The organism is Streptomyces sp. H27-H5 (assembly GCF_026627505.1).
GTDB lineage: Bacteria > Actinomycetota > Actinomycetes > Streptomycetales > Streptomycetaceae > Streptomyces.
In genome coordinates, this window is the sequence record NZ_JAPNLK010000080.1 from 1 (window position 1) to 26944 (window position 26944).

Annotated in this window: 31 protein-coding genes and 3 pseudogenes; 16 read left to right on the forward strand and 18 right to left on the reverse strand. The window is 68.9% G+C overall.

The features are described 5' to 3' along the window. Nucleotides 1-146: 146 nt before the first annotated feature. On the forward strand, nucleotides 147-725 hold the full coding sequence (locus tag OTB19_RS31160; RefSeq protein WP_267802032.1) for a CDP-diacylglycerol diphosphatase: 579 nt from the start codon (nucleotides 147-149) through the stop codon (nucleotides 723-725). 69 nt (nucleotides 726-794) lie between these two features. Here the strand turns inward: OTB19_RS31160 and OTB19_RS31165 are convergent. The 3 genes and pseudogenes from OTB19_RS31165 to OTB19_RS31175 all read right to left on the reverse strand — a co-directional run. Continuing rightward, nucleotides 795-1040 (reverse strand): annotated as a pseudogene (locus OTB19_RS31165) (helix-turn-helix domain-containing protein); the annotation flags it as partial. A gap of 9 nt (nucleotides 1041-1049) precedes the next feature. Beyond that, nucleotides 1050-1664 carry a DUF3995 domain-containing protein gene (locus tag OTB19_RS31170; RefSeq protein WP_267802033.1) on the reverse strand — a complete coding sequence of 205 codons (615 nt, stop codon included), beginning with the start codon at nucleotides 1662-1664 and terminating at the stop codon, nucleotides 1050-1052. A gap of 174 nt (nucleotides 1665-1838) precedes the next feature. Next, entirely contained in the window at nucleotides 1839-2825 is a 987-nt protein-coding gene (locus OTB19_RS31175) for a helix-turn-helix domain-containing protein (RefSeq protein ID WP_267802034.1), read from the reverse strand. A gap of 476 nt (nucleotides 2826-3301) precedes the next feature. Between OTB19_RS31175 and OTB19_RS31180 the strand changes: the two genes are divergently transcribed. Then, on the forward strand, nucleotides 3302-3433 hold the full coding sequence (locus OTB19_RS31180) for a hypothetical protein (protein WP_267802035.1): 132 nt from the start codon (nucleotides 3302-3304) through the stop codon (nucleotides 3431-3433). A 97-nt stretch (nucleotides 3434-3530) separates the two neighbouring features. Here OTB19_RS31180 and OTB19_RS43745 read toward each other — a convergent pair whose 3' ends face one another. The 3 genes from OTB19_RS43745 to OTB19_RS31195 form a co-directional block, all read right to left on the reverse strand. Further along, complete coding sequence (locus OTB19_RS43745; RefSeq protein ID WP_420716954.1) at nucleotides 3531-4049, reverse strand: ISAzo13-like element transposase-related protein; 519 nt, start codon at nucleotides 4047-4049, stop codon at nucleotides 3531-3533. Nucleotides 4050-4072: 23 nt separating this feature from the next. Next, the gene (locus tag OTB19_RS31190) at nucleotides 4073-4669 is read right to left on the reverse strand and encodes an NADPH-dependent F420 reductase (protein ID WP_267802036.1); all 597 of its coding nucleotides are present in this window, start codon (nucleotides 4667-4669) and stop codon (nucleotides 4073-4075) included. Nucleotides 4670-4737: 68 nt separating this feature from the next. Next, on the reverse strand, nucleotides 4738-5565 hold the full coding sequence (locus tag OTB19_RS31195; protein ID WP_267802037.1) for an inositol monophosphatase family protein: 828 nt from the start codon (nucleotides 5563-5565) through the stop codon (nucleotides 4738-4740). 138 nt (nucleotides 5566-5703) lie between these two features. On the opposite strand from OTB19_RS31195, the pseudogene OTB19_RS31200 reads away from it, so the two are divergent. Next, nucleotides 5704-5838: pseudogene (locus OTB19_RS31200) on the forward strand (LysR family transcriptional regulator); the annotation flags it as partial. Between the two features lie 47 nt (nucleotides 5839-5885). On the opposite strand, the gene OTB19_RS31205 reads toward OTB19_RS31200, so the two are convergent. Further along, nucleotides 5886-7394, reverse strand: a complete 1509-nt coding sequence (locus OTB19_RS31205; protein ID WP_324290558.1) for a GMC family oxidoreductase — start codon at nucleotides 7392-7394, stop codon at nucleotides 5886-5888. Nucleotides 7395-8154: 760 nt separating this feature from the next. On the opposite strand from OTB19_RS31205, the gene OTB19_RS31210 reads away from it, so the two are divergent. The 4 genes from OTB19_RS31210 to OTB19_RS31225 all read left to right on the forward strand — a co-directional run bounded on the left by OTB19_RS31210 (nucleotide 8155) and on the right by OTB19_RS31225 (nucleotide 9916). Beyond that, nucleotides 8155-8649, forward strand: a complete 495-nt coding sequence (locus tag OTB19_RS31210) for a hypothetical protein (protein ID WP_267802038.1) — start codon at nucleotides 8155-8157, stop codon at nucleotides 8647-8649. A gap of 15 nt (nucleotides 8650-8664) precedes the next feature. Further along, the gene (locus OTB19_RS31215; RefSeq protein ID WP_267802039.1) at nucleotides 8665-9201 is read left to right on the forward strand and encodes a hypothetical protein; all 537 of its coding nucleotides are present in this window, start codon (nucleotides 8665-8667) and stop codon (nucleotides 9199-9201) included. Then, nucleotides 9198-9389 carry a hypothetical protein gene (locus OTB19_RS31220; RefSeq protein ID WP_267802040.1) on the forward strand — a complete coding sequence of 64 codons (192 nt, stop codon included), beginning with the start codon at nucleotides 9198-9200 and terminating at the stop codon, nucleotides 9387-9389. Before OTB19_RS31215 ends, OTB19_RS31220 begins: the two co-directional genes overlap by 4 nt. 344 nt (nucleotides 9390-9733) lie before the next feature. Then, complete coding sequence (locus OTB19_RS31225; protein ID WP_267802041.1) at nucleotides 9734-9916, forward strand: hypothetical protein; 183 nt, start codon at nucleotides 9734-9736, stop codon at nucleotides 9914-9916. Nucleotides 9917-9930: 14 nt separating this feature from the next. Here OTB19_RS31225 and OTB19_RS31230 read toward each other — a convergent pair whose 3' ends face one another. Further along, the gene (locus tag OTB19_RS31230) at nucleotides 9931-11049 is read right to left on the reverse strand and encodes a fatty acid desaturase family protein (RefSeq protein ID WP_267802042.1); all 1119 of its coding nucleotides are present in this window, start codon (nucleotides 11047-11049) and stop codon (nucleotides 9931-9933) included. 7 nt (nucleotides 11050-11056) lie between these two features. Next, complete coding sequence (locus OTB19_RS31235) at nucleotides 11057-12112, reverse strand: ferredoxin reductase (protein ID WP_267802043.1); 1056 nt, start codon at nucleotides 12110-12112, stop codon at nucleotides 11057-11059. 87 nt (nucleotides 12113-12199) lie between these two features. On the opposite strand from OTB19_RS31235, the gene OTB19_RS31240 reads away from it, so the two are divergent. After that, the gene (locus OTB19_RS31240; protein WP_267802044.1) at nucleotides 12200-13339 is read left to right on the forward strand and encodes a PucR family transcriptional regulator; all 1140 of its coding nucleotides are present in this window, start codon (nucleotides 12200-12202) and stop codon (nucleotides 13337-13339) included. Nucleotides 13340-13407: 68 nt separating this feature from the next. On the opposite strand, the pseudogene OTB19_RS43750 reads toward OTB19_RS31240, so the two are convergent. The 4 genes and pseudogenes from OTB19_RS43750 to OTB19_RS31255 form a co-directional block, all read right to left on the reverse strand. After that, nucleotides 13408-13587, reverse strand: a pseudogene (locus tag OTB19_RS43750) (IS5/IS1182 family transposase); the annotation flags it as partial. 33 nt (nucleotides 13588-13620) lie between these two features. Continuing rightward, nucleotides 13621-14808, reverse strand: a complete 1188-nt coding sequence (locus tag OTB19_RS31245) for an acyltransferase family protein (RefSeq protein WP_267802045.1) — start codon at nucleotides 14806-14808, stop codon at nucleotides 13621-13623. A 177-nt stretch (nucleotides 14809-14985) separates the two neighbouring features. Further along, nucleotides 14986-15897 carry a hypothetical protein gene (locus OTB19_RS31250; protein ID WP_267802046.1) on the reverse strand — a complete coding sequence of 304 codons (912 nt, stop codon included), beginning with the start codon at nucleotides 15895-15897 and terminating at the stop codon, nucleotides 14986-14988. Then, entirely contained in the window at nucleotides 15894-16247 is a 354-nt protein-coding gene (locus tag OTB19_RS31255; protein WP_267802047.1) for a PadR family transcriptional regulator, read from the reverse strand. Before OTB19_RS31255 ends, OTB19_RS31250 begins: the two co-directional genes overlap by 4 nt. A gap of 408 nt (nucleotides 16248-16655) precedes the next feature. On the opposite strand from OTB19_RS31255, the gene OTB19_RS31260 reads away from it, so the two are divergent. Both OTB19_RS31260 and OTB19_RS31265 read left to right on the forward strand, forming a co-directional pair. After that, on the forward strand, nucleotides 16656-17879 hold the full coding sequence (locus tag OTB19_RS31260) for a phospholipase D-like domain-containing protein (protein ID WP_267802048.1): 1224 nt from the start codon (nucleotides 16656-16658) through the stop codon (nucleotides 17877-17879). 1031 nt (nucleotides 17880-18910) lie between these two features. Beyond that, nucleotides 18911-19261, forward strand: a complete 351-nt coding sequence (locus tag OTB19_RS31265; protein ID WP_267802049.1) for a MerR family transcriptional regulator — start codon at nucleotides 18911-18913, stop codon at nucleotides 19259-19261. 60 nt (nucleotides 19262-19321) lie between these two features. On the opposite strand, the gene OTB19_RS31270 is transcribed toward OTB19_RS31265, so the two are convergent. Together OTB19_RS31270 and OTB19_RS31275 are read right to left on the reverse strand one after the other, a co-directional pair. Continuing rightward, nucleotides 19322-20206, reverse strand: coding sequence for a PP2C family protein-serine/threonine phosphatase (locus OTB19_RS31270; RefSeq protein ID WP_267802050.1), 885 nt, complete (start codon nucleotides 20204-20206; stop codon nucleotides 19322-19324). Nucleotides 20207-20568: 362 nt separating this feature from the next. Continuing rightward, nucleotides 20569-21195 (reverse strand): TetR/AcrR family transcriptional regulator, encoded by a 627-nt coding sequence (locus tag OTB19_RS31275; protein WP_267802051.1) that lies wholly within the window; start codon nucleotides 21193-21195, stop codon nucleotides 20569-20571. Between the two features lie 98 nt (nucleotides 21196-21293). Between OTB19_RS31275 and OTB19_RS31280 the strand changes: the two genes are divergently transcribed. Continuing rightward, entirely contained in the window at nucleotides 21294-21947 is a 654-nt protein-coding gene (locus OTB19_RS31280) for a CatB-related O-acetyltransferase (RefSeq protein WP_267802052.1), read from the forward strand. 189 nt (nucleotides 21948-22136) lie between these two features. Here the strand turns inward: OTB19_RS31280 and OTB19_RS31285 are convergent, their stop codons facing one another. Together OTB19_RS31285 and OTB19_RS31290 are read right to left on the reverse strand one after the other, a co-directional pair. Further along, nucleotides 22137-23309: a PP2C family protein-serine/threonine phosphatase gene (locus OTB19_RS31285; RefSeq protein WP_267802053.1), complete on the reverse strand. Its 1173-nt coding sequence runs from the start codon at nucleotides 23307-23309 to the stop codon at nucleotides 22137-22139. Nucleotides 23310-23569: 260 nt separating this feature from the next. Continuing rightward, nucleotides 23570-24232: an HSP18 transcriptional regulator gene (locus OTB19_RS31290; RefSeq protein ID WP_267802054.1), complete on the reverse strand. Its 663-nt coding sequence runs from the start codon at nucleotides 24230-24232 to the stop codon at nucleotides 23570-23572. A gap of 130 nt (nucleotides 24233-24362) precedes the next feature. On the opposite strand from OTB19_RS31290, the gene OTB19_RS31295 reads away from it, so the two are divergent. The 3 genes from OTB19_RS31295 (at nucleotide 24363) to OTB19_RS31305 (ending at nucleotide 25890) form a co-directional block, all read left to right on the forward strand. Then, the gene (locus OTB19_RS31295) at nucleotides 24363-24797 is read left to right on the forward strand and encodes an Hsp20/alpha crystallin family protein (protein ID WP_267802055.1); all 435 of its coding nucleotides are present in this window, start codon (nucleotides 24363-24365) and stop codon (nucleotides 24795-24797) included. A gap of 202 nt (nucleotides 24798-24999) precedes the next feature. Then, nucleotides 25000-25395, forward strand: a complete 396-nt coding sequence (locus OTB19_RS31300; RefSeq protein ID WP_267802056.1) for a DUF2267 domain-containing protein — start codon at nucleotides 25000-25002, stop codon at nucleotides 25393-25395. 51 nt (nucleotides 25396-25446) lie between these two features. Then, complete coding sequence (locus OTB19_RS31305; protein WP_267802057.1) at nucleotides 25447-25890, forward strand: DUF2267 domain-containing protein; 444 nt, start codon at nucleotides 25447-25449, stop codon at nucleotides 25888-25890. Nucleotides 25891-25970: 80 nt separating this feature from the next. On the opposite strand, the gene OTB19_RS31310 is transcribed toward OTB19_RS31305, so the two are convergent. Beyond that, complete coding sequence (locus OTB19_RS31310; protein WP_267802058.1) at nucleotides 25971-26141, reverse strand: CsbD family protein; 171 nt, start codon at nucleotides 26139-26141, stop codon at nucleotides 25971-25973. A gap of 119 nt (nucleotides 26142-26260) precedes the next feature. Between OTB19_RS31310 and OTB19_RS31315 the strand changes: the two genes are divergently transcribed. Together OTB19_RS31315 and OTB19_RS31320 are read left to right on the forward strand one after the other, a co-directional pair. Further along, nucleotides 26261-26422, forward strand: a complete 162-nt coding sequence (locus OTB19_RS31315; RefSeq protein WP_037792689.1) for a hypothetical protein — start codon at nucleotides 26261-26263, stop codon at nucleotides 26420-26422. A gap of 319 nt (nucleotides 26423-26741) precedes the next feature. Then, complete coding sequence (locus OTB19_RS31320; protein WP_267802059.1) at nucleotides 26742-26933, forward strand: hypothetical protein; 192 nt, start codon at nucleotides 26742-26744, stop codon at nucleotides 26931-26933. Nucleotides 26934-26944: the final 11 nt, after the last annotated feature.

Below are 26944 nucleotides of genomic sequence, written 5' to 3' on the forward strand. Positions count from 1 at the left end.
GCGTGGCTTCAACAACTCCGCACTGCCTCGGAGGCCCTGCCTTCATGCGCGCGCGTGCCGCCGATCATCCGACCGTGTCATCCCAGTCGAACTGACGCCCACCATGATCGATAGAGCAACGACTTCTCAAGACCACCCCCAACCACGTGGTGCTGCACGGCGAGCCCGTGTCGACGCACAACTACCTGACCATCCCCACCTGCCGGATCACGGGCATCGAGTGCCCGTTCCTGCTGACGCCCAACGTCGCGAACTACTGGCACGAGGCCTGGGAGAACGCCCGTAGGGGCGGCGACGTTCCCGTGCAGTACCCCTACATCGGGCTGGGTATCAACTCGCAGGCCGCCCGGCAGCTCAACCAGCTGCACATCCACATGGCCGGCGTCCGAGTCAGCACGCAGCTGCGGCTGCAGGCCCTGGACGCGGCGGCCCGGGTCGCGACACACCCGTCGCAGTGGGGGGACACCCAGTACCAGTCGCTGGTGACCGGAACGCAAGGGGACCGCACCTACCGGATCCTGCGGCTCCCGGCGCTGACGACAAACCTGTTCGCCCTGCTGAACACGAACGTGGTGCGGCGGTTCGGGCTCCAGATGGCGGGCCAGACGCTGGTCGTCGTGCCGAGGATGACCCCGACCGCCTTCGACAACGCTTTCTACGTCCTCAACAGCGACGCCTCACTCCCCAGCGGCACCACCACCTGCGACCGTCTGCTCGTGTACTGACGCCGGTCCGCGAAGGCCCGGCGGCCAGGACTCGCTCCACAAAGACCGCCCTCGCGCCTCTTTCGGCGTGGCGATCCTGTTGTCCCGGGTAGGCACCAGGGTGCCGTCCACGATCAGCACGGTGTCCTTGGCGAACCGCTTGAGGGGCTGGAGCGGGAGCATCCGCCCCAGGTGGTCCATGATGCGGTCCGCCGCCGACTTGGAGACTCCGAACAGCGGGGCGAGCCGCCGCATCGTCAGGTTCGTGCACCAGTGGGCCGCGACCGGCAGGGCCCGGTCCTCCAGCGGAAGGCTCCACGGCCGCCCCTTCCGGACTGGTAGCCGTCAACCAATCCCGGTGACTACCGAGGCCAAAGACAGGAGCAACGCGCCCAGCGCCCCCGCAGAGCCGTAAAGCCTCACCTCACGCCGGCCATCGTGGCGGCGGACATAGCGCGTGGCGGCGGCGGCAAAGGCCAGGCCACCGGCAATGAACCACGGCCCCCACAGGTAGAGGTACCAGCGGGTCAACCCGACCAGATCAGGCGCCACAGCGCGGGCCCCAGTCTCAACCAGCACTCCGTGGATCACGAACTGACATCCATGCCAGACGAGCAGCACTGTCGCGCCGCCGCCACAGAGCACCATCAATCGACCGGTCCACTTGCCGCGACGGCGCGTCAAACCGATACCGACCAGCACTCCGAAGAGCTTCAGGAAACCGGTCACCCACAAGACTGCCAGGAACCACGTCACCCGGTCATGAGCAAGCCTCACCAGCGGCGGAGCCACCGTGGCCTGCACACCGAAGGTGCCTCCCAACGCCCAGACGAAGCTGGGTACCGCGAACAGGAACCCCCATGCCGCAACGGTGAACCCGGGCCACCTGCCCAGATGGAGGCGGAGCGCCCAGCTCAGGGGCGGACGGACTGTATCGTCCAAAGAATGCTTGATCGTCACAACTCCACCGTTGCTGAACCTCCACGACAGGGCGTCGTCCTGGCGAACGATCACGCTCCCCCGCGCGGGGGAGCCACCTTTGATCGCGCTGGCAACTGACGGGCAGCAACGACTCGAAGTCCCTCGAAGATCAGTTACGGGACAGACCTCAGGCGAGAGAGACCAGCAGGACCGTCACGCGCTTTCGGCCGGCCCATGGCCCGGCGGGCGCCGGTCCGGCGAGAGTGTGGCTGCTTCGGTCGAACGTGCGTATTCAGTGGGAGTCTGACCGAAGTGCTTCTTGAAGGCTCGGGTGAAGTGACTGCCGTCCGCGAACTGCCAGTGTGCGGCGAGTTCCGAGATACTCAGGCGCCCTGACGGCGCGGCCAGGGCGAGCCGGGCCTCGTGCAGTCTCCGGTGGCGGATGTAGGTGGTCACCTGCTCACCCACCGCGGCGAATGCCCGATGCAGCGTACGGACGGAGACGTTGAGTTCACGCGCAAGCATCGCTGGTGACAGCTCGGGATCAGCGAGGCGACGGTCCGCGAGGTCCTTGGCCGCCTGGGCGAGAGCGGGAGCGAGCCGGGGTTCCACGTCGTCGAACCGGCCCTTCGCCACCGCCTTGGCCAGCTCGATCAGGGTGCCTTGGGCAGCTGTCACACCGGCCGGGCCGAGGTCGGCCACGGTTATGTGGATCATGTCGGTGAGGGCCGTCAGCAAGCGCATCTCGGCCGAGTGCGCCGACCCGGTGATGACCCGGTTCCCGAGCAGGGGTTTGAGCTCGCCGGGGGGCAGGACGAGGAACTTCGCCGTGAGGTCCGCCGTCGTCTCGAAGGCCGTCAAGCTCCCGAGGTGCCGGACGAGGAACTGCCCAGCCGACACCGTCTGGTCGCCGTAAGCGGGCGGGCCGCCCAGTGTCCATGCGCCGCGCCGCACGATGTACATGGCAACCAGATCCTGATCGCCGCCCGGGACGTCCGCGGTCCGGGTTGCCGACGCGGCGTGAAGATCGGCGATCGCCGCGCCATGCACCTTGGCCACTTTGCCCTTGACCCGGAAGTCACCGATCGTGTCGGGGCTGAAGGCCGGCAGTTGGAAAACATCGTCGCCGATCTGCGTCTCCCACCCGCGCCGGAAGGCGTCGAGTCCCTGCGGTGCGGCGCCCGGGACGGTCGAGTCCACTGCGAACACCCCGCTCGCGCCGTCGACTTCCGCTCCAGTCCTGTGCATCCCTCTCCGATTCCTCGTATTCACTGCTTCAACGCCATCCTGTGGTGATCGTGTTCCGTAGGCGTGGCCATGGCTCACGTGGGCGGCGCTGTGCCAATCTTCCAATGGACGGCCCGCATGGCAGTGGTCGAGGGGCAGAGCTGATGCTTGCGAATCGGCGAGAAGAGGAATTGGTCGTCCGGGTATGTGCCGTGGTGGTCGGTTCGCCCAGTTCGGCAACGCGAGACGCGACTCCTGGTGATCAGGTTTCTCGCAGCCCGATCACCAGGAGTCGCGTTCGCTCCATCAACTCCTGGCCACGTTTGTCCATCTCCGCCGAGGTGTGGCCTCTGCTCGCTGAACGAGGCTGCCCTGTCAGCCCAGGTGTGCGCCTGCGGTCCCTGGCTGACGCCATCGGCCATCCCGGCGCCTGCGGGCAGACCGGGATCATGGCAGGGACCGAGATTCCGGTCCGGAGACAGGCCGTCGGACACAAAGACCGGGACAAGTTCGCCGACCAGATGCTCGGCTACATCGTCATTGGAGTCCTGATGGAACAGCGCCGGGGCCACGCGACGTAGACCATGAAGCCCGCTGGCAACGCTCCCAGCCGGCGGTCCGGCCTACGGCACTCCGCCAGCACCTCGCCCACCGGCTCGGGCGTCCCCCCCTGCGTGATCACACCCAGCCGCTCGCTCGGATACTCCACCCCCACGGATGCACAGCTGGCCCGGCGACCCATTGCTCACCTGTCACCCACAAGCTCGATGAATACTCGAACAACGGCATTGGGTGCCCGGTGGCGGGGTGGTGCGGGGAGCAGGTCGCGTAGCCGACGATGCAGACCGTGATGTCCGAGCCCGTCTCTGCGGCGAGGAGCGCGAGTTCGGTCTTCCAGGCTCGGATGCGGTAGCCGTTGGACCCGCCTGCGTCCGCAGTGATCAGCAGGCGGGCGGCGGCCGGACCGTCGGGCCCGCCTCGGGGCCGCCACGAACGGCAGGTGGAGGCGACCGCGAACGCGGCGGGTGTCGTGATCGGTGCCGACGCTGACCCGGCCGGTGTTCGCGGCGATGTCATGGATCCCGTATGGGATCGCCTCGCCAGGCCCTGCCTGTCCTGGAAGTCGTGTGTTCCGACCGGTACCGGCTCACCGGCCGGACGTAACGACCCATCGATGCCCGCGCCGGCTCCGGTCACCCGCAACTGGCGCGGCTCGACAGTCAGCGGGCGATCGAGATGGCGAAGGGGGTGAATCCGTTGGCCCGGATGATGTGCGGGACGAAGAGTATGGCGGCTTCGGTGGCGCGGGCGGTGTGGATGTCGCCGAGGTCGGTGATCCATTCCTTGTGCCAGCCGAGGTCGACGAGGAGTTCGTGGACGGTCTGTTTGGCTTGCGGGTCGTTGCCGGAGAGGAAGGCGGTGGGTGTCTGGGTGAGTGTGGCCGGGGCGGTCATGACGGGGAAGAGCATGGTGTTGAGTGTCTTGACGACGCGGGTTTCGGGGAGTGCTTCCTGGAGGCGTTCGGCGAGGCTTGAGCCGGGGTGGATCAGGTCGGCGGGCAGTCCGTCCGGTCCGTCGATGGTGGCGTTGGAGACGTCGATGAGGATCTTGTCCCGGAGTTCGTCGCGCAGGGCGGTGAGGCGTTCCGGTGAGCCGGCGCCGGGGGTGGCGTTGATGACGATCCGGGCTGTCCGGGCGGCGTGGGCGGCGGCGCCCGGGGTGCGGTCCGCGACGGTCACCTCGTGCCCGGCCCGGGTGAGGGCGGTGGCCAGGTTGCCGCCGACGCGGCCGTTTCCGAGTACTGCGATCGTGGTCATGGTGTCGTGTTCCTTGCGTGGGTGCGGGGTGCGGGGTGCGGGGTGCGGGTGGGGGTTGTGGTGCGTGGTCAGCGTGAGAGTGTGGTGACGGCTTCGGTGTGGATGCCGGGGGCGGCGGCCAGGAAGGTCTCGCTGTGCGGGGTCCAGGGGCGGCCCTCGGCGTCGGAGATCTTTCCGCCGGCCTCGGTGACGAGCAGGGCGCCGGGGAGCAGGTCCGCGCGGGCGCCGGCGAACTGCCAGAAGGCGTCGATCCGGCCGGCGGCCACGTTCGCCAGGTGCAGGGTCGCGGGCACGGAGGTGCGAACGACGAGCGCGTCGAAGAGCATCGCGGTGATCGAGGAGCCGACGCGTCGCACGATCTTCTCGTCCTCGTCCGGGCGGGCCTGGCTGGTGGCCACGATGCTCAGGGCGAGGTCCGTGGTCGGGGAGACGTGGAGCGGGCGACCGTCGAGGTGGGCGCCGGCGCCGGTGAGCGCGGTGTAGGTCTCGCCGGTCAACGGCAGGTGCACCACGGTGAGCACCGGCTGGTTCTCACGCACGAGGGTGGCGGTCACCGCCCAGTCCGCCAGCGCGTGCAAGTGGTTGACATTGCCTTCGGCCGGATCCACCACCCACCACTCACCCGGCGGCAGCGCCCCACCGTCCAACTCGTCCTCCACCCAACCGGCCTCCGGCCGCAAACCGGACAGGGCGGGACGCAGGATGTCGAGCGCCGCGTCGTCGTTGACGGCGAGCGCGCGCATCAACTCCTCGCGGCTCTCGTAGCGGACCACCTCGCCGAAGCGTTCACGCAACGCCGAACCAGCGGCGCGCACGGCGATCACCGTCTGATCGAGCAGGTCGACATCGGAGATGGCGACATCGGCGACATCGGTGGTCTGGAAGGTTTCGGACATGGTGGTGCTCCTGTCTGAGGTGGGGTGATGAGGCCGGTGGGGGCCGAACTGCGCGTTGCTTCTCGCGCTTTCGTCTCGAAGGTATAGAGCCCCACCATTAACTTCAAATGCATGTCAAGCACGGATAGGATTACTCACATGCAATTGGATTTGAACCTGCCCCCTGCGCTCGACGCGCTGCTCGAAGAGGGCAGTGTGGCCGGGGCGGCCGCGCGTCTGTATGTCAAAGCCCCCGCGCTGATCCGGAGTCTGGGCAGTATTCGGCGCACGACGGAGGCGATGAAGCGGGTTGTGGAAGCGCCGTGGGCGCGGAAGAAGGCTCAGGCGAGTAGTTCGGCGGCCCGTTCGGCGATGGCGTAGACGGTCGCGTTGGTGTTGGCCGAGGGGATGGACGGCATCACCGAGGCATCGGCGACTCGCAGTCCGGCGATCCCATGTACGCGGAGGTTCGCAGGGTCGACGACGGCTTCGGCGTCGGTTCCCATGCGGCAGGTACCGGTGAAGTGGAAGTAGGGGCCGGTGGCCGTGCGGATGAACGCGTCCACGGACTCGCCGCTCGTCCCCGAGCCCGGCACCGCTTCCTGCTTGCGCCAGTCGGCGAACGCGTCGGCCTCCCCGATGCGGCGTGCCACTGCCAGGCCCTTGCGCATGACCTCCAGGTCACGGTCATCGCTCAGGTAGCCGGGGTCGACGACGGGAGCACTGGCGGGATTGGCGTCCGCCAGGCGCACGGTGCCGCTGCTGTACGGAGCCATCGCGGAGAAAGCGATGGAGTAGCCGTTGGCCGGAGGCCGGCCCCATGCCGACGGGAGCGGTGCGGCGACGATGTAGACCTGAAGGTCCGGCCGGGCCGCGGCGGGGTCGCTGTACAGCAGGCCCATCATTTCGGCCGGTGGGTTGGCAGGAAGGAACGGTACGGCCCGACTGGCCTCGTACACCACGCCCGCCATCGGATGGTCCTGCAGATGGGAGCCCACTCCCGGCAGGTCGGCGACGACGTCGATGCCGTGCTCGCCAAGCTGTCGTGCCGGGCCGATCCCTGACAGCATCAGGAGGTGCGCGGAACCGATGGCCCCCGCGGTCAATATGACCTCGGCGCTCTCGACGGACAAGTGCTCGCCACCCACGATGTACTCGACGCCGGTGCAGCGGCCCGCGGTGATGCGCAGCCGCTGCACGGTCGCGTCCGTGACGACGTCCAGGTTCGGCCGGTCGAGGAACGGACGGATGTAGGCGTCGGCCGCGCTCTGGCGGGCGCCGCCGGGCAGATTCATGTCACTCCACCCGAACCCGGTCTCCAGGCCGCCGCCGATGTCATCGGCACGTGTGAACCCAGCTTGCACCGCGGCATCGACGCCCGCCGTGGCAAGGGGATGGGGTTCCGGAACCGGGGCGACCACGACCGGCCCGTCGGTGCCCCGCACGGAGGCATCACGACTGCGAGTGCTCTCGCTGCGGCGGAAATAAGGCAGCAGATCGTCGAAACCCCAGCCCGGAGCACCCAGTCCGGGCCACTCGTCGTAACCGGAGCGGTGCCCCCGCAGGTGGTAGAGGCCGTTGATGGTCGACGATCCGCCGAGCGCCCTACCGCGCAGCACGTCAGCGGTCCTGCCTGTACCGGCCTGCACGGTCGAGGCGCCCAGCCAGAGGGATGACGGATCGAACCCCAGGAACCCCCAAGGAGATGCCATCGCCTCGGTCGCGTCCCGGGCTCCCGCCTCCAGCAACAGCACCCGCACGGCGGGGCGTTCCGAAAGCCGGGAGGCAATCACGCATCCCGCTGTCCCCGCTCCCACCACAACATAGTCATAAGGACTCTGGCCCATCATGTCTCCGCTTCCCACGGCAGCACTGTCCGACCACCGGGCTTCAGGAAAAAGCTCATCGACGATCAAAGAGCTGATTGCTTGCATGTACTCAAGGGGCCGACAGTTGGGATGGTTCTCTTCAGGTCGGCCCTGTGCCTCGCCCGGGCGCCTCCGAGCTCGGCGCGCAGAAGGCGTGGAACCGGCTGATCAGCAGCGAGTGGGCTCCAGTGGAGCAGGGCTGTCCGGAGACAGGCCGCGCGCGCTGCTGGTGCTGAGGGACACCGAGGTGGCCCGGTGACAAACGATCACCTTGATCCGACGGGCCCTGGGCACGCCCGGTCCGGCCATTGCCGATCACCCCGTTGGGGATGTTCATGTCGGCGCCGGGACCTGCGATGACGGCCATGCGGCTGGACTTCTCTTGTTTCACGAGTTTCTTGTCCTTGGTGTGTACCCGTCCAGGAACAGCCCGGGTTTCCCTCCTGCCGTCGAATCTTAGGAACACCGACACGGCACGCACTTGAACTTCCGCGACGTTCGTTCGGAACCTCAGCGCCATACCAGCGGCGAGACCGTGCCATACAAGTGGCCAGACGGTCGGCGTCACACAGCATGAGGTCAGGCTGGTCCAAGCACGGCACTGCCCGTCGCACCCCACGTCGGCGCGGGCGCGGCGAGCCGACCGAGTCGGCGACGGTGGCGTGTCATCCCAATGGGGCGATGTGCGGCACGGTGGATCAGGCAAGACTCTCGCGAAGCCCCACTTCGCCCCGGAGGTTCCATGTCGAAAAACGGCGCGGCTCGCATCGACGTTCCGCGTGAGGCCCCGGCCCGGGCGCCGCTCGTTCTGGCATCCCTGATCATCGTTGCCGCGGTGGCCAACTTGAACCTGTCCGTGGCCAACGTGGCGCTGCCCGCGATCGGGAAGGCCTTCGACTCCTCCCAGACCGCCCTGAACATGGTCGCCGTGGGGTACTCCCTCGGCCTGGCCGCATCGGTGCTCTATCTGGGTGCGGTCGGCGACCATCACGGGCGCAGTCGACAGCCGGGCGGGCTGTCTTCCGTCAGTCCGGCCCGCCTTCAGCCGGCATGGACCGCGCGAGCCACCGCCCCAAGGGCCCTTGCCTGTGCGGCTCCAAGACTCAGGCGTGTCCGATCCGGAGGGATCGCCGGCGAGAAGGGAGATCATTGTCATTCGATCGAGTGGATCTTGGTGTTCCGATGCGGTGCTCGCCGCGCCGACCGACCAAGACCGTCGCATGAGCAGCAACATTGACACGACGTCACATTCTTGGCCGCGGCGGTGGTCGGCGCCACCGCCCTCCTTGGTGGCGGGACCACGGCGTCCGCCGCCCGGGCCGCATCCGGCCCCGCGCCCTCACCGGCCGCCGCAGCCGACATCGCCCCTGAGGAGAAGTCCTATCTGGAGGGCTTGAAGCGCATCGCGGACCCCGAGTGCGACGAGGCCGTGACCGAGGCCTTCGAGCGAGGGCAGGGCGCCGCTGTCAACGAAGCGCTCAAGGGATGGAAGACCAATGGCCAGGCCATCCCCGACGGTCTGCCCGCCAAGCTGCGCGACTTCCTGGAGACGACCCGTCAACTGCCGGCCTGGGCGGACCCGAAGGCGCTGCCTGATGGGGATCACCGCGGACGGCATGCCCCGACCCTGGCAGCGGCCCGCCAGCGCGCGGCGGCCGTCGACGCCCTCCACGCGCGGGTGACGCCACAGTCCGCGAAGTACGTGAAGGCGACGATCGAGTACTTCTCCTCGCTGGCCGGCCCAAAGAGATCACCGTGCCTCCGGCGACAGCACTTTTGCGCTACATGATCGGTGACGCGGACGCCGACGCCTTCGACCTGGCCCGCTCCACGTGGGACGCCGTCGTGCCGACCGCCGTGCACGACTTCTTCACCGGCTCACACGCGGGCGGGCTTCCGACCCCGTCCGCGACCATGACGCGCCTGGCCATCCAGATAGTCCAACGCGCGATGAACGACGCAAGGAGATCGGACTGATGATGCCCCTTCACCTGTACGGGCACCGGTAAGGCCTGCTCCGGCACTCGTCTGCACTCCACCTGCCGGAACGCGACGACGGCGCCTGCCTGCCCTGAGGACGCCGGATCGCGGCAGGTACTCCGCGCCCAATCGGGTGAGAACAGACGGGTCTTCCAGCCACAACATTCCTGCGGCCCAGGCCAGGCCTGGGCCGCCCCAGCCTTCCCCTCCGGCCGCACGCCAGACACACGAGTCCCTGCAAACCCTTCCAGCCAGAGAGTGAATCTTCGATCACTCTCGGCTGTGGGAGCGTGCCTCGCGGTATTCCGCACCAACAGTCCCCACCATGAAGGCAGTGCCATATGTCCGATGTGCAGCTCCCGGGCCCGCACGACGAAGTCGAGAGCGGCCTGACGGCTGGGGCCGATGCACCCCAGGCAGATGCGGACCAGGAAGACCTGGGCCTCGTCATCGACGCACCCGAGGGCTTCGACAAGCCGGCCGCAGCCGCCGGCCGCTCCGGCCTCATGGACCAGGGCCTCTGAACCCATACCGGGAATCAGGCCGCGACCAGGTCCTGCTCGCGGTCCGGCGTTTTGACCTTGGGCTTCTTGTTCGGCAGTGAGAGTCGGAAGACCTTGTGCCACGCGGAGAACACCTGCTTGGGGAGCGGCCCGGTGACGTACTCCAGCTCGTACTTCTCGAACAGCGCGCGCACCTTCACCGCGACCTCGGCGTACCGGTTGCTCGGCAGGTCCGGGAACAGGTGGTGCTCGATCTGGTGCGACAGGTTGCCGGTCATGAAGTGCATGGCCCTGCTGCCGCTGATGTTCGCCGAGCCCATCATCTGGCGCAGGTACCACTGGCCGCGCGTCTCGCCCTTGATCGACCGGCGCTCGAAGACCTGTACGCCCTCGGGGAAGTGCCCACACATGATCACCGAGTGGGTCCAGATGTTGCGGACCAGGTTGGCGGTGAACGTGGCGGCGAGCGTGGTGAGGAACGACGGGCCCGACAGCAGCGGGTGGATCACGTAGTCCTTGAGCACCTGCTTGCGGATCTTGCGGCCCACGGCCTTGGCTCGCGCGCGGAACTCCGGGTTCTTGCGGCGGCGCTTGTGCAGGTTCTTGGCGAGCTCCAGGTCGTACGCGGCGATGCCGTACTCGAAGAAGCAGGCGTTGATGAAGTTCCACAGCGGCTGGCCGAGGTGGAACGGGTGCCACTTCTGGTCCTCGTCGACGCGCATGATGCCGTAGCCGAGGTCGTTGTCCTTGCCGATCACGTTGGTGTAGGTGTGGTGCAGCTCGTTGTGCGAGTGCTTCCACTGCTCGGACGGTGAGACGTGATCCCACTCCCAGGTGGTGGAGTGAATCTTCGGGTCTCGCATCCAATCCCACTGGCCGTGCAGGACGTTGTGGCCGATCTCCATGTTGTCCATGATCTTCGCCACGGACAGACCGGCGGTGCCAAGCAGCCACGCGGGCGGGAAGATCGAGAACAGCAGCACGCCCCTGCTGACCAGCTCGAGCTTGCGCTGCGCCGAGATGACCTTACGGATGTAGGCCGCGTCCTTCTCGCCGCGGTCGGCGATCACCTCGTCGCGGATCGCGTCCAGCTCGCGGCCCAGCTCCTCGATCTGCTCCGCGGTCAGGTGGGCGGTGGGGTCGATGGCGGTCAAGGTGCTCCTACCGTTCGATGTCGCAGGGGCCCGCCGCGGCGGACACGCAGGTCTGGATGAGGACGCCCGGCTCGGCCTCGGTGATCTCGCCGGTGCGCAGGTCGCGGACGGCGCCCGCCTTGAGCGGCGTGACGCAGCCGAAGCAGATGCCCATGCGGCACCCGGAGGGCATGAGCACGCCGGCCTCCTCGCCGATGTCCAGCAACGGCGTGGCGCCGTCCGCGTCGACGGTCTTGCCGGTGGCGCTGAACGTGACCTCGCCACCGTCGCCGGCGACGACGATGCCAGGGCGGAAGCGTTCGGTATGCAGGCGCTCTCGTACGCCGTGCTCGCTCCAGTGCTCTTCGGCGGCGTCGAGCAGGCCCGCAGGCCCGCAAGCCCAGGTCTCGCGCTCGGCCCAGTCGGGCACGAGTTCGTCGAGACGGGAGATGTCGAGGATGCCGTCCGTGTCGGTGTGCACCTCGGTGAGCCGCAGCTTCTTGTCCGCGACCAGGTCGTGCAGTTCCTTGCGGAAGATCACGTCTTGCGGCTGTGGTGCGCAGTGGACCATGACGACGTCGTCGAACTCGATGTCGCGGAGCATGCCCATCACGGGCGTGATGCCGCTGCCGGCCGTCAGGTAGAGCACCTTGGCGGGCTTGGCCTGCGGCAGCACGAAGTCACCGGTCGGCTGATCGAGCTGGACCAGCGTGCCCGGTTTCACCCTGCGGACCAGGTGGTTGCTGACCCTGCCGTCCGGGATCGCCTTCACGGTGATCGTGACGCGGCCGTCCTGGCGGTTTGTCGGTGAGGTGATGGAGTAGGCACGCCACAGGCGCACCCCGTCGACGTCGATCCCGAGCCGCACGTACTGACCGGCTGTGTGGCCGCGCCAGCCCCGTCCAGGCCTGATCACGATAGTCGCGGCGTCAGCCGTCTCGGGGTGCACGGCCTCGATGCGCCCACGCAGGTCAGCGCCCGCACGCAGCGGGCTGACCAGGTCGAGGTAGTCCGACGGCAGCAGCGGCGTCGTGACCATCTCCAGCAGTTTCCACGCCCTGCTGCGGAGGGTTGCACTCGTCATGACTCCAGCTTGCTGCGCCGCAAGGCGTAAAGTCCTGACCGCAGGACGTAAATCTGATCAGCTAGATTGTTCGCAGGGAACAAAACCGTGAGCCATGCAATCCGAAGGGCCGGCGAACTGGCCCTGGATGAGACGACGGTCACCGCACTTCGGGCCGCGCTGAAGACCACCGCCGACGAGGTCGTGCAGGCGATCATCGACGAGGTCCCTCCCTACGCCAACGCCCTTTCGGGCCGTATGGGCGCCACCATCCGCCGAGCCGTCCGTACCGCCCTGGGGCACTACCTGGACCTCGCGAGCGGGAACGCCACAGGCGGCGACGCCGGTGACGCAGCCTACGAGCTGGGCCGCGGCGAGGTGCGCGACGGCCGTTCGATGGACGCCCTGCTCAGCGCCTACCGCGTCGGCGCCCGCGTGGCCTGGCGATGCCTGGCAGCGGGTGCCGTACCGGTAGGTTTGCCCGCCGCCGACGTCGCCAAGTTCGCCGAGCTGACCTTCGCGTACATCGACGAGCTCTCTGCCGCGAGCGCCGCGGGCCACGCCGACGAACTGGCCGCCCGGGGCAGGGCCCACGAGCTCCACCTGGAACACCTGGCCCGCGATCTCCTCGCCGGCGCGAGCCCGGACGTGCTGCTGGCCTCTGTTCAACGTGCGGGGTGGCAGCCGCCGGTTTCGCTGACCGCGGTCCTGCTGCCCGCCGCCCAGGCCCGGCCTGCCTACCGCGCGCTCGACCCGAGCACCCTCGTCCTCGACGATCTGCCGGACGGCACCGGTGTGCTGCTCGTCCCCGATGCCGACCGATCACATCTCTTGCGGCAGCTGACCGACCGCACCGCCGTGGTCGGACCGGCCCGGCCATGGACTCGTGCTTCCGCCTCGTACGCACGAGCGGTACGCGCGCGCTCCCTCTCCTCTGATATTCGCGACACCGAGGACCACCTGCCCGAGCTGGTGCTGAGCGCCGACGCGGACGCGTTCGCAGACCTGCGTGCCCGAGCCCTCGCACCGTTGCGGGCCTTGCCTGTCGCGACGGCACGGCGGCTGGAGGAGACGTTGCGGGCGTGGCTGCTGCACCAGGGCAGGCGGGACGAGGTGGCAGCGGCGTTGTTCGTCCATCCCCAGACGGTCCGGTACCGGATGTCGCAGCTGCGGGGCCTCTTTCCGGATCTTGCATCGCCACACCGGGTCCTCGAACTGACGCTGGCGGTCGGTCTCCGGGCCGGCTGACGCGTACGTCGGCAGTCCAGGTCGCCTTCGTCGGCTTGCGCGAGGTGGGTGGTGAAGGCCTTTGCCCAGGTGCCGTCGGCTGCCCACTTCCGCAGCCGGTTGGGGGGCCTTCGCGAACCGAAGTGCTCGCGCAGACCCATCCACGGTGTCCCGGTGCGGTACTTGAATGCGAGCGCGTCGATCACCTGCAGGTGATCCCACCACCGGCCAGCCCGCTTCGGGGTCCGGTCCGGCGGTAACGGCTCGATCCTCGCTCACTGGGCATCAGTCAACGACACACCTCAACCAACGACCCGATGATCCGAAGGAAGCGGCATGGGCCGTGGGCCCGGGTCGAGGGCCGCGGTGAGGCGGCGTCGCAGCAGCGGGCCGAGCCTGCGGTCGACCTGGCTGTTCAGGACGGCGGCCAGCAGTAGGGAGAAGAGGAGTCCGGCGGCGACGGAGGGGAGCAGCCCGAGGGCCGGGGCGGCCTTGAGGACGCCGCGGGCGACGGGTATGCCGATGCTCTGGTGGACCAGGTAGAAGGGGTAGGTCAGTGCGCCCGCGTAGACGAAGTTGCGCCATCTCAGGTGGCGCAGCCGACTGAGGGAAGCCAGGGCGAGGAGCACGAGGAAGCCCGTGAGTACGGCCGCGCTGGCCCCCCAGTTGGAGGTGGGGTGGCTGGCGACCCGGTCGTCGAGGACGGTCAGCGTGTAGCACCAGGCGAAGCCGGTCAGCAGCCACAGCAGCAGGTTGGGGCCGAAGCGGTGCATCAGGTAACAGGCGATGCCGGCCACGAACAGCCCGGCGTACTGACTCAGCAGCAACTCGTCGAGGACGGTGGAGTGCAGCTCGCGGCCGATGGACGCGAGCACCAGCCAGAGGAGCCCGAAGGCCACCACGCGCCGGTAGGTCAGGCCGAACAGCAGGAGGGCGCCCATGAGCAGGTAGAAGCGGGCCTCCACCCACAGGGTCCAGGCGACGCCGGCGGTGAAGTCCACGCCCAGCGGGCCCGGGATCATCGTCAGGTTACCGAGGGTGGTGCGCAGGTCGGTGGGTGCTCCCGAGCGCTGTCCGAGCAACACGGTGACGGTGCCCATCACGACGACGAGCAGGACCACCGCCCAGTACAGGGGGAAGAGCCGGGCGATGCGGGAGACGGCGAACTGCGCGGGGGTGCGGCCCCAGCAGCTCATGCAGATGACGAAGCCGCTGATCAGGAAGAACGCCTCGACGCCGAGCCAGCCGTAGCCGCTGACCGCGTGCAACAGGGGTGCCGCCTGCGGCAGGTCGTACCGCTCGCCCCAGAAGCGGGGGGTCGGGGTGCCGACGTAGTGGTAGGCCGCCACCGCGACCGCCGCGAGCAGCCGCAGCGCATCGATCGCCGCCAGCCGCCCGGCCTGGGCCGGCGCACCCGAGGGGTGCGCTTCCGGGGCCCGGGCGGGCCGGACGAGAGTGCGGTCGGCTTCGCGGAGTGCGGAGTCGGACATGGAGTCTCCTGTGGCAGGGCGGCCGATTACGGCAGGGCCGCCGGTGAGGGAAGGAGGAATGAGGGCATGCCGCGGCTGCCCACCGGGCTCATGCGGGCCGGCAGGGCGGGGACACGAGGGCTCGGGACGGCGCGAGCCGCGACCGGACCGGGTTGGGGGGTCGGAGCCGACTCCGCGTCAGGCCGGGTTGGCGGTGTCGGAGCTGTTTCCGCGTCCGTCGTGGATGCGCAGGGCCACCATGGTCACCGCCACGGCGCCGGCGGCCGTGAGGACCTTCTCGGTGCTCACCCAGCCGGAGAAGTACAGGATGACGAGCAAGGGCACGGCGGCCAAGGCGAGTCGGGCCGGGGTACGGATCCCGGCAAAGGCCGGGCGGCCGGCCAGCACCAGCGCCGCGGCGAGCGGGACGCCCAGCCGCCAGGGCACGACGAGGCCGAGGCCGAGCGGATCGACCACGACCATGAGGGTCACCAGCAGCACGGCCCACCCCACCAGAGCGAACACCCCCACCGTGGTCCGCACCCGGCGCGCGGGCCGCAGGTCCGGCGGACAGGCCAGCGGGAGGGCGGCGACCAAGACCGGCGCGAACAGGAAGCCGTAGACCGCGAAGTACAGTTCCGGCGCCATGCGCCAGACCGGGAAGAGGAAGGTCACCGCGGTGAGCGCGGTCCCGGCGATCGCGGCCAGTACGCCGGGGACGTACCGGCCGGCGAGCGCGAGCACCGCGCCGATGAGGGTCAGCAGGTAGCTGCCGTTCATCAGGGTCGTGAGCGCGGCCGGGTCGCCGACGACGTTCGCTGCGGTGCGCATGACGTACCAGTCGGCGGCGTTGCCGATCAGGTTGAAGGCGGCGTACGAGGCGGTCGCGGCCAGCGCGAAGGGGGCGGCGGCGGCGAAGAGCCGGCCGCCGGGATACGCGGAACCAATGCCGAGCCGGAGCCGGAGCGCATGGGCGACGACGTCGGCGGCCTCGCGGAGCCGGGCGCGCGGGCCCGCGCCCTCGACCGCCTCCCGATAGGCCTCGGCCATCTCCGTGCCGAACGCGCGGCGGAAGCCGGCCGGGTACAGGCGCAGGAGTACGGGGTTCACGCGGTGGCCACCTTGCCGGTGGTGCCCTGGCCGGTGACGCTCAGGCGCCGGGTGGCCTCGCGGGCGGTGGCCGCGATCCGCTCGGCTTCGGCGGCCAGGGTCGCGCGGCCGGAGGTGGTCAGGGTGTAGGTGCGCCGCAGTCGGCTGTCGACGACCTCCTCGCTGTGGACCTCGATCAGCCCCTGCTGTAGCAGGCGCTCCAGCGCGCCGTACAGCGTCCCGGTCCGCATCTTCACTCGGCCGTCCGAGATCGTCTCCACCTCGCGCGCGATCGCGTAGCCGTGGCGCGGCTCGTCCGCGAGCGCGGTGAGGAGAAGCAGGGTCGGCTCTTGCATGGCACGGTCAGTCATGCGACCACCATATGTCATTCACCGGCATATGACGTGAGTGGGTTCCATGTGACGGCTTATGCCGGTGGCCGACGTATGACGCCAGGGGCCCCGGTGTGCCCGGGACCCTTGGGGCCGGGCGGGCGGGTACCGCTCCAGACCCGCCGGCCGGGGCTCCCTCGTCCAAGACCGGTTCGCTGACCTCGTGGCGGCGGCCGAGGCGCAGTTGCCGGGCGTGTCCGTCGTGTCGCCGCGACCGTCCTCGTCCACCTGGTCGGATTGTGCTGCCGGCGGGGACCGCCCGCCTGTCGGTGGGTCGGACCCGGATGCTCCTGGGTGCATGCGGGGTCGCCCGGCTGTTCAGGGAGCACCGGACCGGGCACACGGTGCCTGCCATGCTTGTTCTACTCCTTCAGCCTGGGAGCCCCGATGACCCCGACCCAAGATCCCGCCGAGTCGGGCCCAAAGCCTTCTCGGTCTCTGGGAGTGCAGACCGCCGACGCCCGGGTGGCCAGGCTTCGGCGGCGTTTGGAGCGCCTGATAGGGATCGCGGCGACCGAAGGCAACGCCCTCACCCCGCTGCGCAACGGAGACGAGATCTTCGCCGCGATGCTGGCCGGCATCCGCGGTGCTCGGCACACCGTGGACATGATGACGTTCGTGTACTGGAAGGGCGAGATCGCCCGTGACTTCGCCCGGGCCCTTGCCGAGCGGGCCCGTGCCGGAGTGCGGGTGCGGCTGTTGCTCGACGGTTTCGGCAGCCGCCTGATCGAGCGGGAACTGCTGGACTCCATGGAGGAGGCCGGAGTGACGGTGGCCTGGTTCCGCAAGCCGCTCTACCTCTCCCCGCTCAAGCAGAACCACCGCTGCCACCGCAAGGTCCTCGTCGTCGACGAGGAAACCGCGTTCACCGGCGGGGTCGGGATCGCCGAGGAGTGGTGCGGCAACGCGCGCAATGAGCGTGAATGGCGTGACACGCACGTCGAGGTCCGAGGACCCGCCGTCGACGGGATCGCCGCCGCGTTCGCGCAGAACTGGGCAGAGTGCCACGACGAGCTCTTCGACGACCGTGATCGATTCGTCGACCACCGGCACCAAGGCGACGCCATCGTGCAGGTGGTGCGCGGCTCGGCCAGCTTCGGCTGGCAGGACATGCAGACGTTGGTGCGCGTCATGCTGGAGTCCGCCGAGGAACGCTTCCGCCTCGCGACCGCCTACTTCTCACCGGACGAGTACTTCATCGAGCTGCTGTGCGCGACGGCCGGGCGGGGGGTCGAGGTTGAGATCCTGCTCCCGGGTCCCCACACCGACAAGCGGGTCTGCCAGCTCGCCGGCCAGCACCACTACGAGGACCTCGTCTCCTGCGGGGTGAAGATCTACCAGTACCAGCCGACGATGATGCACGCCAAGGTCATCACCGTCGACCGCGTCGCCGCACTGGTCGGATCGACCAACTTCAATCGCCGCTCTCTCGATCGTGACGAAGAGGTCATGCTCGCCGTACTGGACGAGCGATTCACCGGGATACTCGACGGACACTTCGATGAGGACATCGCGGCGAGCGAGCTGATCCGAGAGGGCCGCTGGAAGAAGCGCCCTGTCCTTCAGCGGGCCCGGGAACTGGCAGTGCAGCCCATTCGCCGCTTCTTGTGATCGAGCCGGCGCACACGTTCGCGCGGGGCCGCAGGCGAGAGCTCGTACGAGTAGTGGCCGTGGCGGCGGGGGCTGCCGCAGACAGGCCGCAGCGTGGCATGGCGCCGGTGGACGGTCGGGTGGCCGCGCCGAGTGAGAGGCCGCAGCGCCGGGCTCGGGGGCTCGGCCCCCGGTCCCTGTTGTCGCGCCCAGCTTTGCCCGCCCAGCCGTTCGTGCCCCGCCGCGAGTCCCATCAACCCTGCTGGGACTCGAATACCTCTCCCACCAAGCCCACAGAAATCTATCCCAGCGGGAGTAGACATCGGGTGGTGATGTGGTTATGGTTTCACTCGTAACCAGATAGACCGCAAGGCCTGGCAGAGACGAACTGGCAGGCAGAAGTACTCGCAGTACCCGTAGTTGCAATGTTTTGGACGGTGCGGTGGTGGAGTTTCGAAGCCAGAGCGGTTGCGGGACGGCGACGGGACTGGTGACCGGACCGGGTGGCCCGCAGTGATCAGGGGCCGCCACGAGCAGTACCGCGGTTGACGCGGTGGTGAAGTACCAGCAGTACTCAGCAGTGAAGTCAGTGAGTGGTACCTCGTTGAAGGCGTCGGCTGCGGGCGCGCGCATCGGGAAGTTCGGCAGTGGGGTTCCAAGCCAGGGCAGACGCAGGATGGGCGACGGGGCTGGCTGCCGGAGCGTGGCGCTGGATCAGGTCACGAGTAGTACCGAGTGGAGTAGTACAGCAGTTCGCAGTATCAGCAGTTCCCGCAGGTAAGTAGTTGATCATCCGAGGGATGAACGGAGGAGTGAAGCGCCATCAGGATCGCCCGGACGCGGTGACAGGGTCCGGGTACCGCAGGACATCGATAGTGAGGTGGTCTCCGGTCAAGCAACCGCGATCCCCGCATCCCCGACAGCATCCAGGTCGGGTTGGCGGAAACAGAAGGCCGGCGCAGTATCAGGGCCGGTAGATGGTGTAGTAGTTCCTTCGGGGCCCCGGTGCCATAGGCACCGGGGCCCCTCCACGCGTTTCACAGAGAGGTGTGATGACAGCAGCGACTCCGACCGGCCCCCTGGGCGGTCACCTGGACGACGACGATTACCCCGCCTACACGATGGGTCGGGCGGCCGAGATGCTCGGCACCACCCAAGGCTTCCTCCGCGCCATCGGCGACGCCCGCCTCATCACACCGCTGCGCTCCGCGGGTGGGCACCGCCGCTACTCCCGCTACCAACTGCGGATCGCGGCCCGCGCCCGGGAGCTCGTCGACCAGGGAACCCCGATCGAGGCTGCCTGCCGCATCGTCATCCTCGAAGACCAGCTGGAAGAAGCGCAGCGCCTCAACGCCGAATACCGCAACGCCGCCGCGGCGACGGATCCGCCGTCCGCGGACTGAAGAGGGGCGTGCCCGCCGGGTGCCAGGTGACTCAGGTCCGCGCCGTGACGGTCCTGTTCCTCACCCCAGGGGAATGGCCCGGCAGTGGGCCGTCGCGTCCTTGGACGGTCGTGAGGCGTCGGTGAGGTCTGCGCCGGTGGCGGCGTCACGCCGGGAGTTGCCGACGCCGTGCCAGTCCAGGCACATGACGGTCGCGTCATCGTCCACCTGGTCGGCCTGGTGGGCCTGTTCCGCGAGGTCGGCTCCCGCCCGCCGTGCCCGCCGCAGGGCACCGACCATCAGGGTGGCCAGCAGTGCGGCGTCGACGTCGTGACCCATGGCGTCGGTCACGGAGAGCTGGACCGTGTCCCGGTCGAGCACATAGTCGAAGGTGTCGCCCCCCACATGGTCGGCGGGTTCCAGCGCCCCCGCGACCGCAAACTGTGCCGCCTCGCACGCCAGTGACGCGGGGAGCAGACGGTGCTGGATCTCCGCGGCCAGGCTCAGCGGCTCGGTACGGCGGCCCCACTGGTACACATCGGTGTGGGACCGGTTCGCGATGACGATGTACGCCAACGCGTGCGCGGTCTCGCCGATCTCCCGCATCACCCGCGGACCCGGTGCCGCGGGGAGGAACAGTTCGAGGAGGCCGAGGGCGTCCCCGCGGTTGGTCACCGGGGCGACGACCCGCACCGGCTGATTCCCGCCCCTGTCCTCGACCCTCGGCCGCTGGCTGCGGTTCACGTCGTCGTACAGGGTGCCCCGCAGCGGGATGCGCCGGGCCGGCCCACCGGTCTCGACGCTGCCCGCGGCGCCGAGCCATACGACCGAACGGCCGGTGAAGTCGGTGATCAGGAAAGACACCGAAGCGGCTCCGAGGTGCTCTTTGAGCATGCGCGCCACCACGTCGAGCGATTCCACGGGCGCCGCGGCTTCCGCCGCCTCCAAGGTTCCCGCCAAGGTCATCGCCTCACCCCGCCGGATCCCGCCCACGGGAAGATCGGAGGCTGCCCGTCGTCCGGCTCTCCTGCGGTCACAGCAACCCCTTACTGCTCGACGCCGACCCGGGGGCTCCATCCCGGATCCGCAGCGATCCGCGCCTGCACCGGACAGGTCACATTTCATCACAAGCCACCCGTTTCGAAGCGTGACAGCCTGCCCGACGACCCCGGGGCCTGCCGGTTGTTCGTGGGTTCCGGCGGCGTTCAGTGATCACCGGCGCTCTGGATGTTCACGGGAAGGAGCGGCAGCACCTTGGTCGTCCCGTTCCTCCAGGAAGACGCGGTCGCGCTCTTGATTGCGCTTGCGTTCGCTCCTTGTCTCCTCGATCACACGCTCTCTTCCTGACGGACGGAGAAAGCACCCGCGGCAGCCGCCAGGACTGCCGCCTCCGCTGCCCGTTTCGGGAGTTGCGAATCCGGGTCGGCGCGCAGGAGCACCAGCTGGTGGTAGAGCGGCGCCGTGGCGGCGATCAGCAGGCTCCGCGCGTCCGTGTGCCGTGCGGGGAGTTCACCGCGCTCGATGGCACGCTCGACGAGGATCTCGCACTGGGCGTACCGGTCCGTCCACAACTGCGTCTGGGCCCGCGCGGCCTGTTCGGAGTGGAACGAGGCGGCCATCAGGGCGACGGCGAACGACGGCTGTACGACCAGGGATTCCTGGATCTCCTGGTTGAGGGCCGTCAGGCCGCCGCGCAGCGAGCCGGTGTCCGGTGGCTGCCAGTCCTTCTCGCCGGCGGCGTCGATGACGTCGACGAGCAGGCCGCCGACATCGCGCCAACGCCGGTAGACCGTGGCACGGTGCACTCCGGCCCACGTCGCGACACCCTCCATCGTGAGTCCTTCGTGACCGCCTTCAGCGAGTTCGGCGCGCACCGCATCGAGAACCTGGGCGCGGATGCGGGCGGTGCGACCGCCCGGACGGCGGTCCGACATCGTGTCCAGTGGGTCTGTCATCGGCCATCAGTATCCGGTTGATCAAGGCGGCAGGGCTGTGCCAGCATCCTCACGCGACAGTTGTCGCCCAGGTCCAGTGGAGAGGAACCGCTTCCACGATGCCGCCCGTTCCCGCCGACCCCACCGTGCTCCACCCGATGCCCGAGCACCCGCGCGTGGTTCTGCTCGCGCAGCTGGTGAAGTCGCCGCTGATCGAGGTCGGTGACTTCACCTACTACGACGATCCGGACGACCCGACCGCGTTCGAGACGCGCAACGTCCTGTACCACTACGGTCCCGAGCGGCTTGTCATCGGCAAGTACTGCGCGCTGGGGACGGGCACCCGGTTCATCATGAACGGCGCCAACCACCGCATGGACGGTCCGTCCACCTTCCCGTTCCCCACCATGGGGGGCTCCTGGGCGGAGCACTTCGACCTGATCACCGACCTGCCCGGCCGGGGCGACACGGTCGTCGGCAACGACGTGTGGTTCGGCCACGGCGCCACGGTCATGCCCGGTGTACGCATCGGTCATGGCGCGATCATCGCCGCCGGTGCCGTGGTCACGGGCGACGTCCCCGACTACGGCATCGTCGGCGGCAACCCCGCCCGGCTCATCCGCACCCGCTACGACGCTGCGGACATCGCCCGGCTCCTCGCCGTGGCGTGGTGGGACTGGCCCGTGCAGCACATCACCCGGCATGTACGGACGATCATGTCGGGGACCGTCGCCGATCTGGAGGAGGCCGCCATCCGGATCGAACAGCCCTGACACCGCGTCCTCGCCACACCGCCCGCACCCGTCCCGCGCCAGAAACGATGTACGCACTGCGGCGTACCCGCCCGGCCATGCCTCCACCGTGCGCCCGGCTCCGGGCACCGCCGCCGCGCTTGTTCGCGCCGAGTTCGAGCGGGGGAGACCGGACGCCCGGCCGGCCTGGCGCTGCGCTGTGGCTGCCGGTCAGGCTGGGGAGGGCCTGCCGAACCAGTCCATGCACAGGACCAAGGCGTCGTCGTCGGGGTCGGTGTCGCGGTAGGCGGCCAGTTCCTGGAGGATCGCGCGGGGCACGGCTGCGGCCGGGAGCAGGCTGGTGGCGTGGATCGCCCGGGCCAGGGCGCGTTCGCTGTAGGTTTCCCCGCCTTCGCGGGCGGCCGCGTACACGCCGTCGCTGACGAAGATCAGGCGGTCGCCGGGCAACGCCTGGAAGTCCTGCGCGGTGTAGTCGGATTCCTCGATCATTCCGAGGGGGAGTTGCGCTTCGAACTCGATGCGGTCGACGGATCTGTCTCTGTAGCGCCACAGCTGTGGAGAGCCGGCGTCCACGACTCGGCCTCGTCCGGTGGCCAGCTCGAAGGACAGCAGGAGGGTGGATACGTACTGGTGGCCGCGGTACTGCCCGTAGATGGCCTGGTCGGCGAGCGCCGCCTGGTCGGCGATGTCGACCCCGGCTCGCCTCGCGTTGCGCAGCGCGTTGATGGCGAGGTTGGTCAGAAGTGAGGCCTGGATGCCTTCGCCCATTCCGTTGGTGACGGCAAGCGTGAGGGTTTCGGCGGTGGTCGACCAGTCGAAATTGTCGCCGTGGATGTCGTAGGCGGGCTCCAGTTGGGCTCCGATGGCGTACTCGGGGCGGGCGCACGCTCGCGCGGGCAGAAGCTGCCACTGCATCTCGGCGGCCAGGGTGAGTCGACTGGCGCGCCGGGCCTGGAGGTAGAGGTCGGTGTCGCGCTCGGCCACGACGATCTCGTGCCCCAGGAGTTCCGCCAGGTCGTTCAGTTCACCGACGGTCTCCGGGGTGGACGCGTCCTCGGGCATCCGCACGGTGAGGATCCCCATCCGGTCACCGCGAACAGTCACCGGCAGGTGGAGGTCCACGGCGCCGTCCTGTGCCGTGGACTGCTCGTACGGTTCCTGGCTGCCGAAGGCCCGGCCCTCGGGGCTTGCCTGTACGGGCAGGGGATGGGCGGTGTGGGGCAGTGCGGTCACCGGTTGGAGCACGGTGAGGCTGTAGTCGGCCATGAGGAGGTCGACCTCGATCGCGTGGTAGTGCTCCATCAAGGCGGCGCGGATCGACCGGAGAAGGTTGTGGGGCGCGGCCGTGCGCAAAGCACGCTCAACGGCGAGGAAGTTCGTCATGGGCGGGATCATTTCTTCGAGAGGGGGTGGATCGGGCGGGGACACACCGGGGAACCGGTGGCCACAGGGTTCGAGGCCAAGACATCATCTTCGCGTGCACAGGCCTGTTCGGATGCGTCCGCCCGGGACCTGTCATGGCCGGTCGCCGACTGCCACCCGCGGGGAGGCGGTCGACCGGCGGTCCCTCGTGTGCCTCGGGCGACGAGGCGGTCCGTGCGCCGCGCCCCACGCTGAAGGGTGGGCCCAACGCGTCGGTCAGGTCAGGTACTGCGCTGGTCGTGGCTGTCCTGGCGGAGTCGGTCGGTGTGCCGGGTCATGATGTCGATGCGGTCGGCGAGATCGGAGTCCTCGGGGCGCAGATGGGCCCGGGTGTCGGCCAGGGGTTGGACGAGTTGGGCGGCGTCGTTGTCGGCGAGGGCCTGATTCAGGTCTCCCATGGCGCTCTCGGAGCCGGCGGGAAGGTCGGTGAGAGCGCTGACCTGGCCGGCGAGGCGGCGCAGGTCGGCGGCGTTGTCGCGGGCCCAGGCGGTCACGGTGCGATCGGCGGCGCGGGAGTCGCGGGTGGCCTGGACGCGCTGCTCTCCGGTGCTGCCCGCGGTGCCCGGGCGCAGGCGCAGATAGCGGCGCTCGGCGGCCTGGCGGCTCGCGACGCCGAGGGGGCCGGCGAGGTCGGCCCAGCTCGCGCCCTGATCCCGGGCGGTTTCGATCAGCGCGCTCTCCCACCCGGCGAGCTGCTCGCGGATCTCGCGCAGCGTCAGCAGCGCGGCCAACGCGGGGTGCGGGCCGGATTCAACCGACAGCGGTGCTTTGGCCGTTGGCGTTCCTGCGGATTGCCGCGCTTCGTCCACGGACTTGCTGATGGCTTCCAATGCCGCGGCAGCGGCAAGAAAGGTGACCGGTGCGGGCGGGGCGGCCTCGTTCATGGAGCTCTCCATTGGTCGCGTCATCCTCCAGATGACGTTTCACTTGTCATCGCTTCGATGACATGTTACAACGGATGCACGTTGAAGCGCATTGGCAGTTTCTGCCTGAACCAAGTGGAGGTGTTTCGCGATGTTGATGCGCACTGACCCGTTCCGCGAGATGGACCGGATCGTCCAGCAGCTGTCGGGTACGTCGGGCACGTGGTCGAAGCCGTCGGTGATGCCGATGGACGCTTACCGGCAGGGCGATGTCTACGTGATCGCCTTCGACCTTCCCGGTGTGGACCGTGAGGCGATCGACATCGACGTGGAGCGCAACATGCTCAAGGTCAAGGCCGAACGTCGCCCCTCGGGTAAGTCCGACGGCGTGCAGATGGAACTCTCCGAGCGGCCCCTGGGCGTCTTCTCCCGCCAGGTCATGCTGGCCGACACCCTTGACACCGAGCGCATCGAAGCCGACTACGACGCGGGTGTCCTGACCCTGCGGATCCCGATCGCCGAGCGCGCCAAGCCCCGCAAGATCAGCATCGGCGGCACCGACGACCGCAAGCAGATCTCCGGCTGAACCTGCCTCCTGTGAAGCACGGCGGGGGCCGCGAACCGGACCCCTGCGGCAACGGGTCGGGCATCCACCGCGAGGCCGGCGACCGGCAGACCTCCAGCTGACAGGTCGCCGGCCCTCGGGGATGCCCGGGCTCTCGGCCCCGGCGCTGCCGGTCTCGGTCTCCGCCGCTTCTCACTCTCACTCCTTCCCCGGAGGTGACGTGATGTCGATGCGAAGGGAATCCTTCCTGGCCCACGTCCAGGAACGTGGCGAGTACGAAACGCTGGAAGACGCCGACCGGGTGGCTCGCGTCATTCTGGCCCTGCTGGGCGCACACCTGGCAGGAACGGTCCGTGCCGACCTCGCCGCACGGCTCCCCGAGTCCTACGCCCTGGTCCTTCTCAACCCCCTGCAGGCCGCCGAACCTCTCCCACCCGAGCGATTCGTACGGGCCGCCGCGGCCTGGATCGAGGGCGCCACCGAGCAGACGGCCCTGTGGGACATCGGCGCCGTCCTGTCCACGACGGCCGCAGCCGCGGGCGACGTCCTCACCCGCGACGTCCTGCTCCAGCTCCCTCCGGGCTACGACCTGTTGTTCGGCCACCCCCAGTCCACCTGACTCCGCCACAGCCCGCGTCGAACCCTCGAAGAGAAAGGCAACCGCACCGCCATGTACGACCAGCCTCGCCTCGACCGGCCCTCCATCGCCATGACGTTCGATCAGATGCTGGAACGCGTGCGCTACGAGGGCGCCTACCCCACCCGAGAGCGCGCCGAAGAGGCCGTCCGCGCCGTCCTGACCGCACTCGGCAGGCAGATCACCGGCGACGAACGCGTCGACCTCGCGCACCGCCTGCCCACCGAGGCCGCCCTCACTCTGACCGCCTCCGCGCCGGATGCCGAACAGCTCACCGGCTGGGGGTTTGTGAAAGACCTGGCCACCCGCACCGGCGGCACACCGGCGGTCGCCCGCTGGGACACCGGCGCCGTCCTCGCAGCCGTCGCCTCCCTCGCAGGACCCGACCTTCTGGCGCGCATCCTGCACCGACTCCCCGAGGGCTACGCCCTCCTGTTCGGTCAGGCGCAACTGCGACAGCCCCAGCTGGCCGCCTGAATCCGACCCGACAGGCGGCCGCCCGCGGACATGCGACGGGGCTCGGACCGCGGTTGCGGTCCGAGCCCCGTCGGTGAAGGTCAGTGCTTGAACGTGTCCTTGATCTTTTCCTTGGCCTCGCGGGCGTCGCCCTTCGCCTGTTCGGCGCGCCCTTCGGCGGTGAGGCGCTCGTTGCCCGTCAGCCGGCCGGCGGTCTCCTTGAGCCAAGTCTTACAGAGCCCCTTGTGGCCACTGTGGCCCTCGCCAAACACCCGGTCTCCCCTTTCAGATCACAAGCCGCCCCCTACGTAAGCGTGTCCGGGTGGCACAAGTGAAAGGTGGGTGTGAGACCCGAATGTGCGGGCACGAGACGCTTCGGAGGTTGATAATCATGGTTCCCCTGCTTCTTGTTCTTCTGCTCGCTCTGATCCTTTTCGGTGCCGGTTTCGCGGTGAAGATCCTGTGGTGGGTCGCGATCGCCGTGCTGGTGCTCTGGCTGATCGGATTCGTCGCCCGTCCCAAGGGAGGCAGCGGCCGCTGGTACCGCTGGTAGCGGCTCCGGCCCACTGGCTCACGTACCGACACAAGGCTCACGGGGCCCACCCCTCCACCAGGGGTGGGCCCCTCCGTCATGTCCGGAGGCATCGTGAGGCCCGCGCCGGGGCGGGTCATCGCGCCCGCCTGTTCGTCATCTCACCTCTTCGGGGGAACCAGCCGTACTGCACGCGCTGCACATCCACAGGTCCAACGCTGTGCCGGCCTGCCGCGCACGTCGACTCACGACGCTTTCCGTCACGGTGGGTGTTTGCGACCCGGCATTTTGGTTACACCAAGTAGCTACAGGCAGTCAGTACCCGACGGAAGGCAGGAACATGACCCTCGTTACCGTGCTCATCCTCGTCGCGGTTCTCGTGCCCATCGTGCTGCTGATCCTGGCCCCCAGCACCCCGGCGCGGACAAACCCCGTCCCGGGCCATCGCCGGGTGGCGGGCCACCGCCGTTCCCGCGCACCACAGTTGACCGAGATTCCGCATCAGCAGGGCGTCCGGCATCAGGCCCGCTGACCTGACCGGTA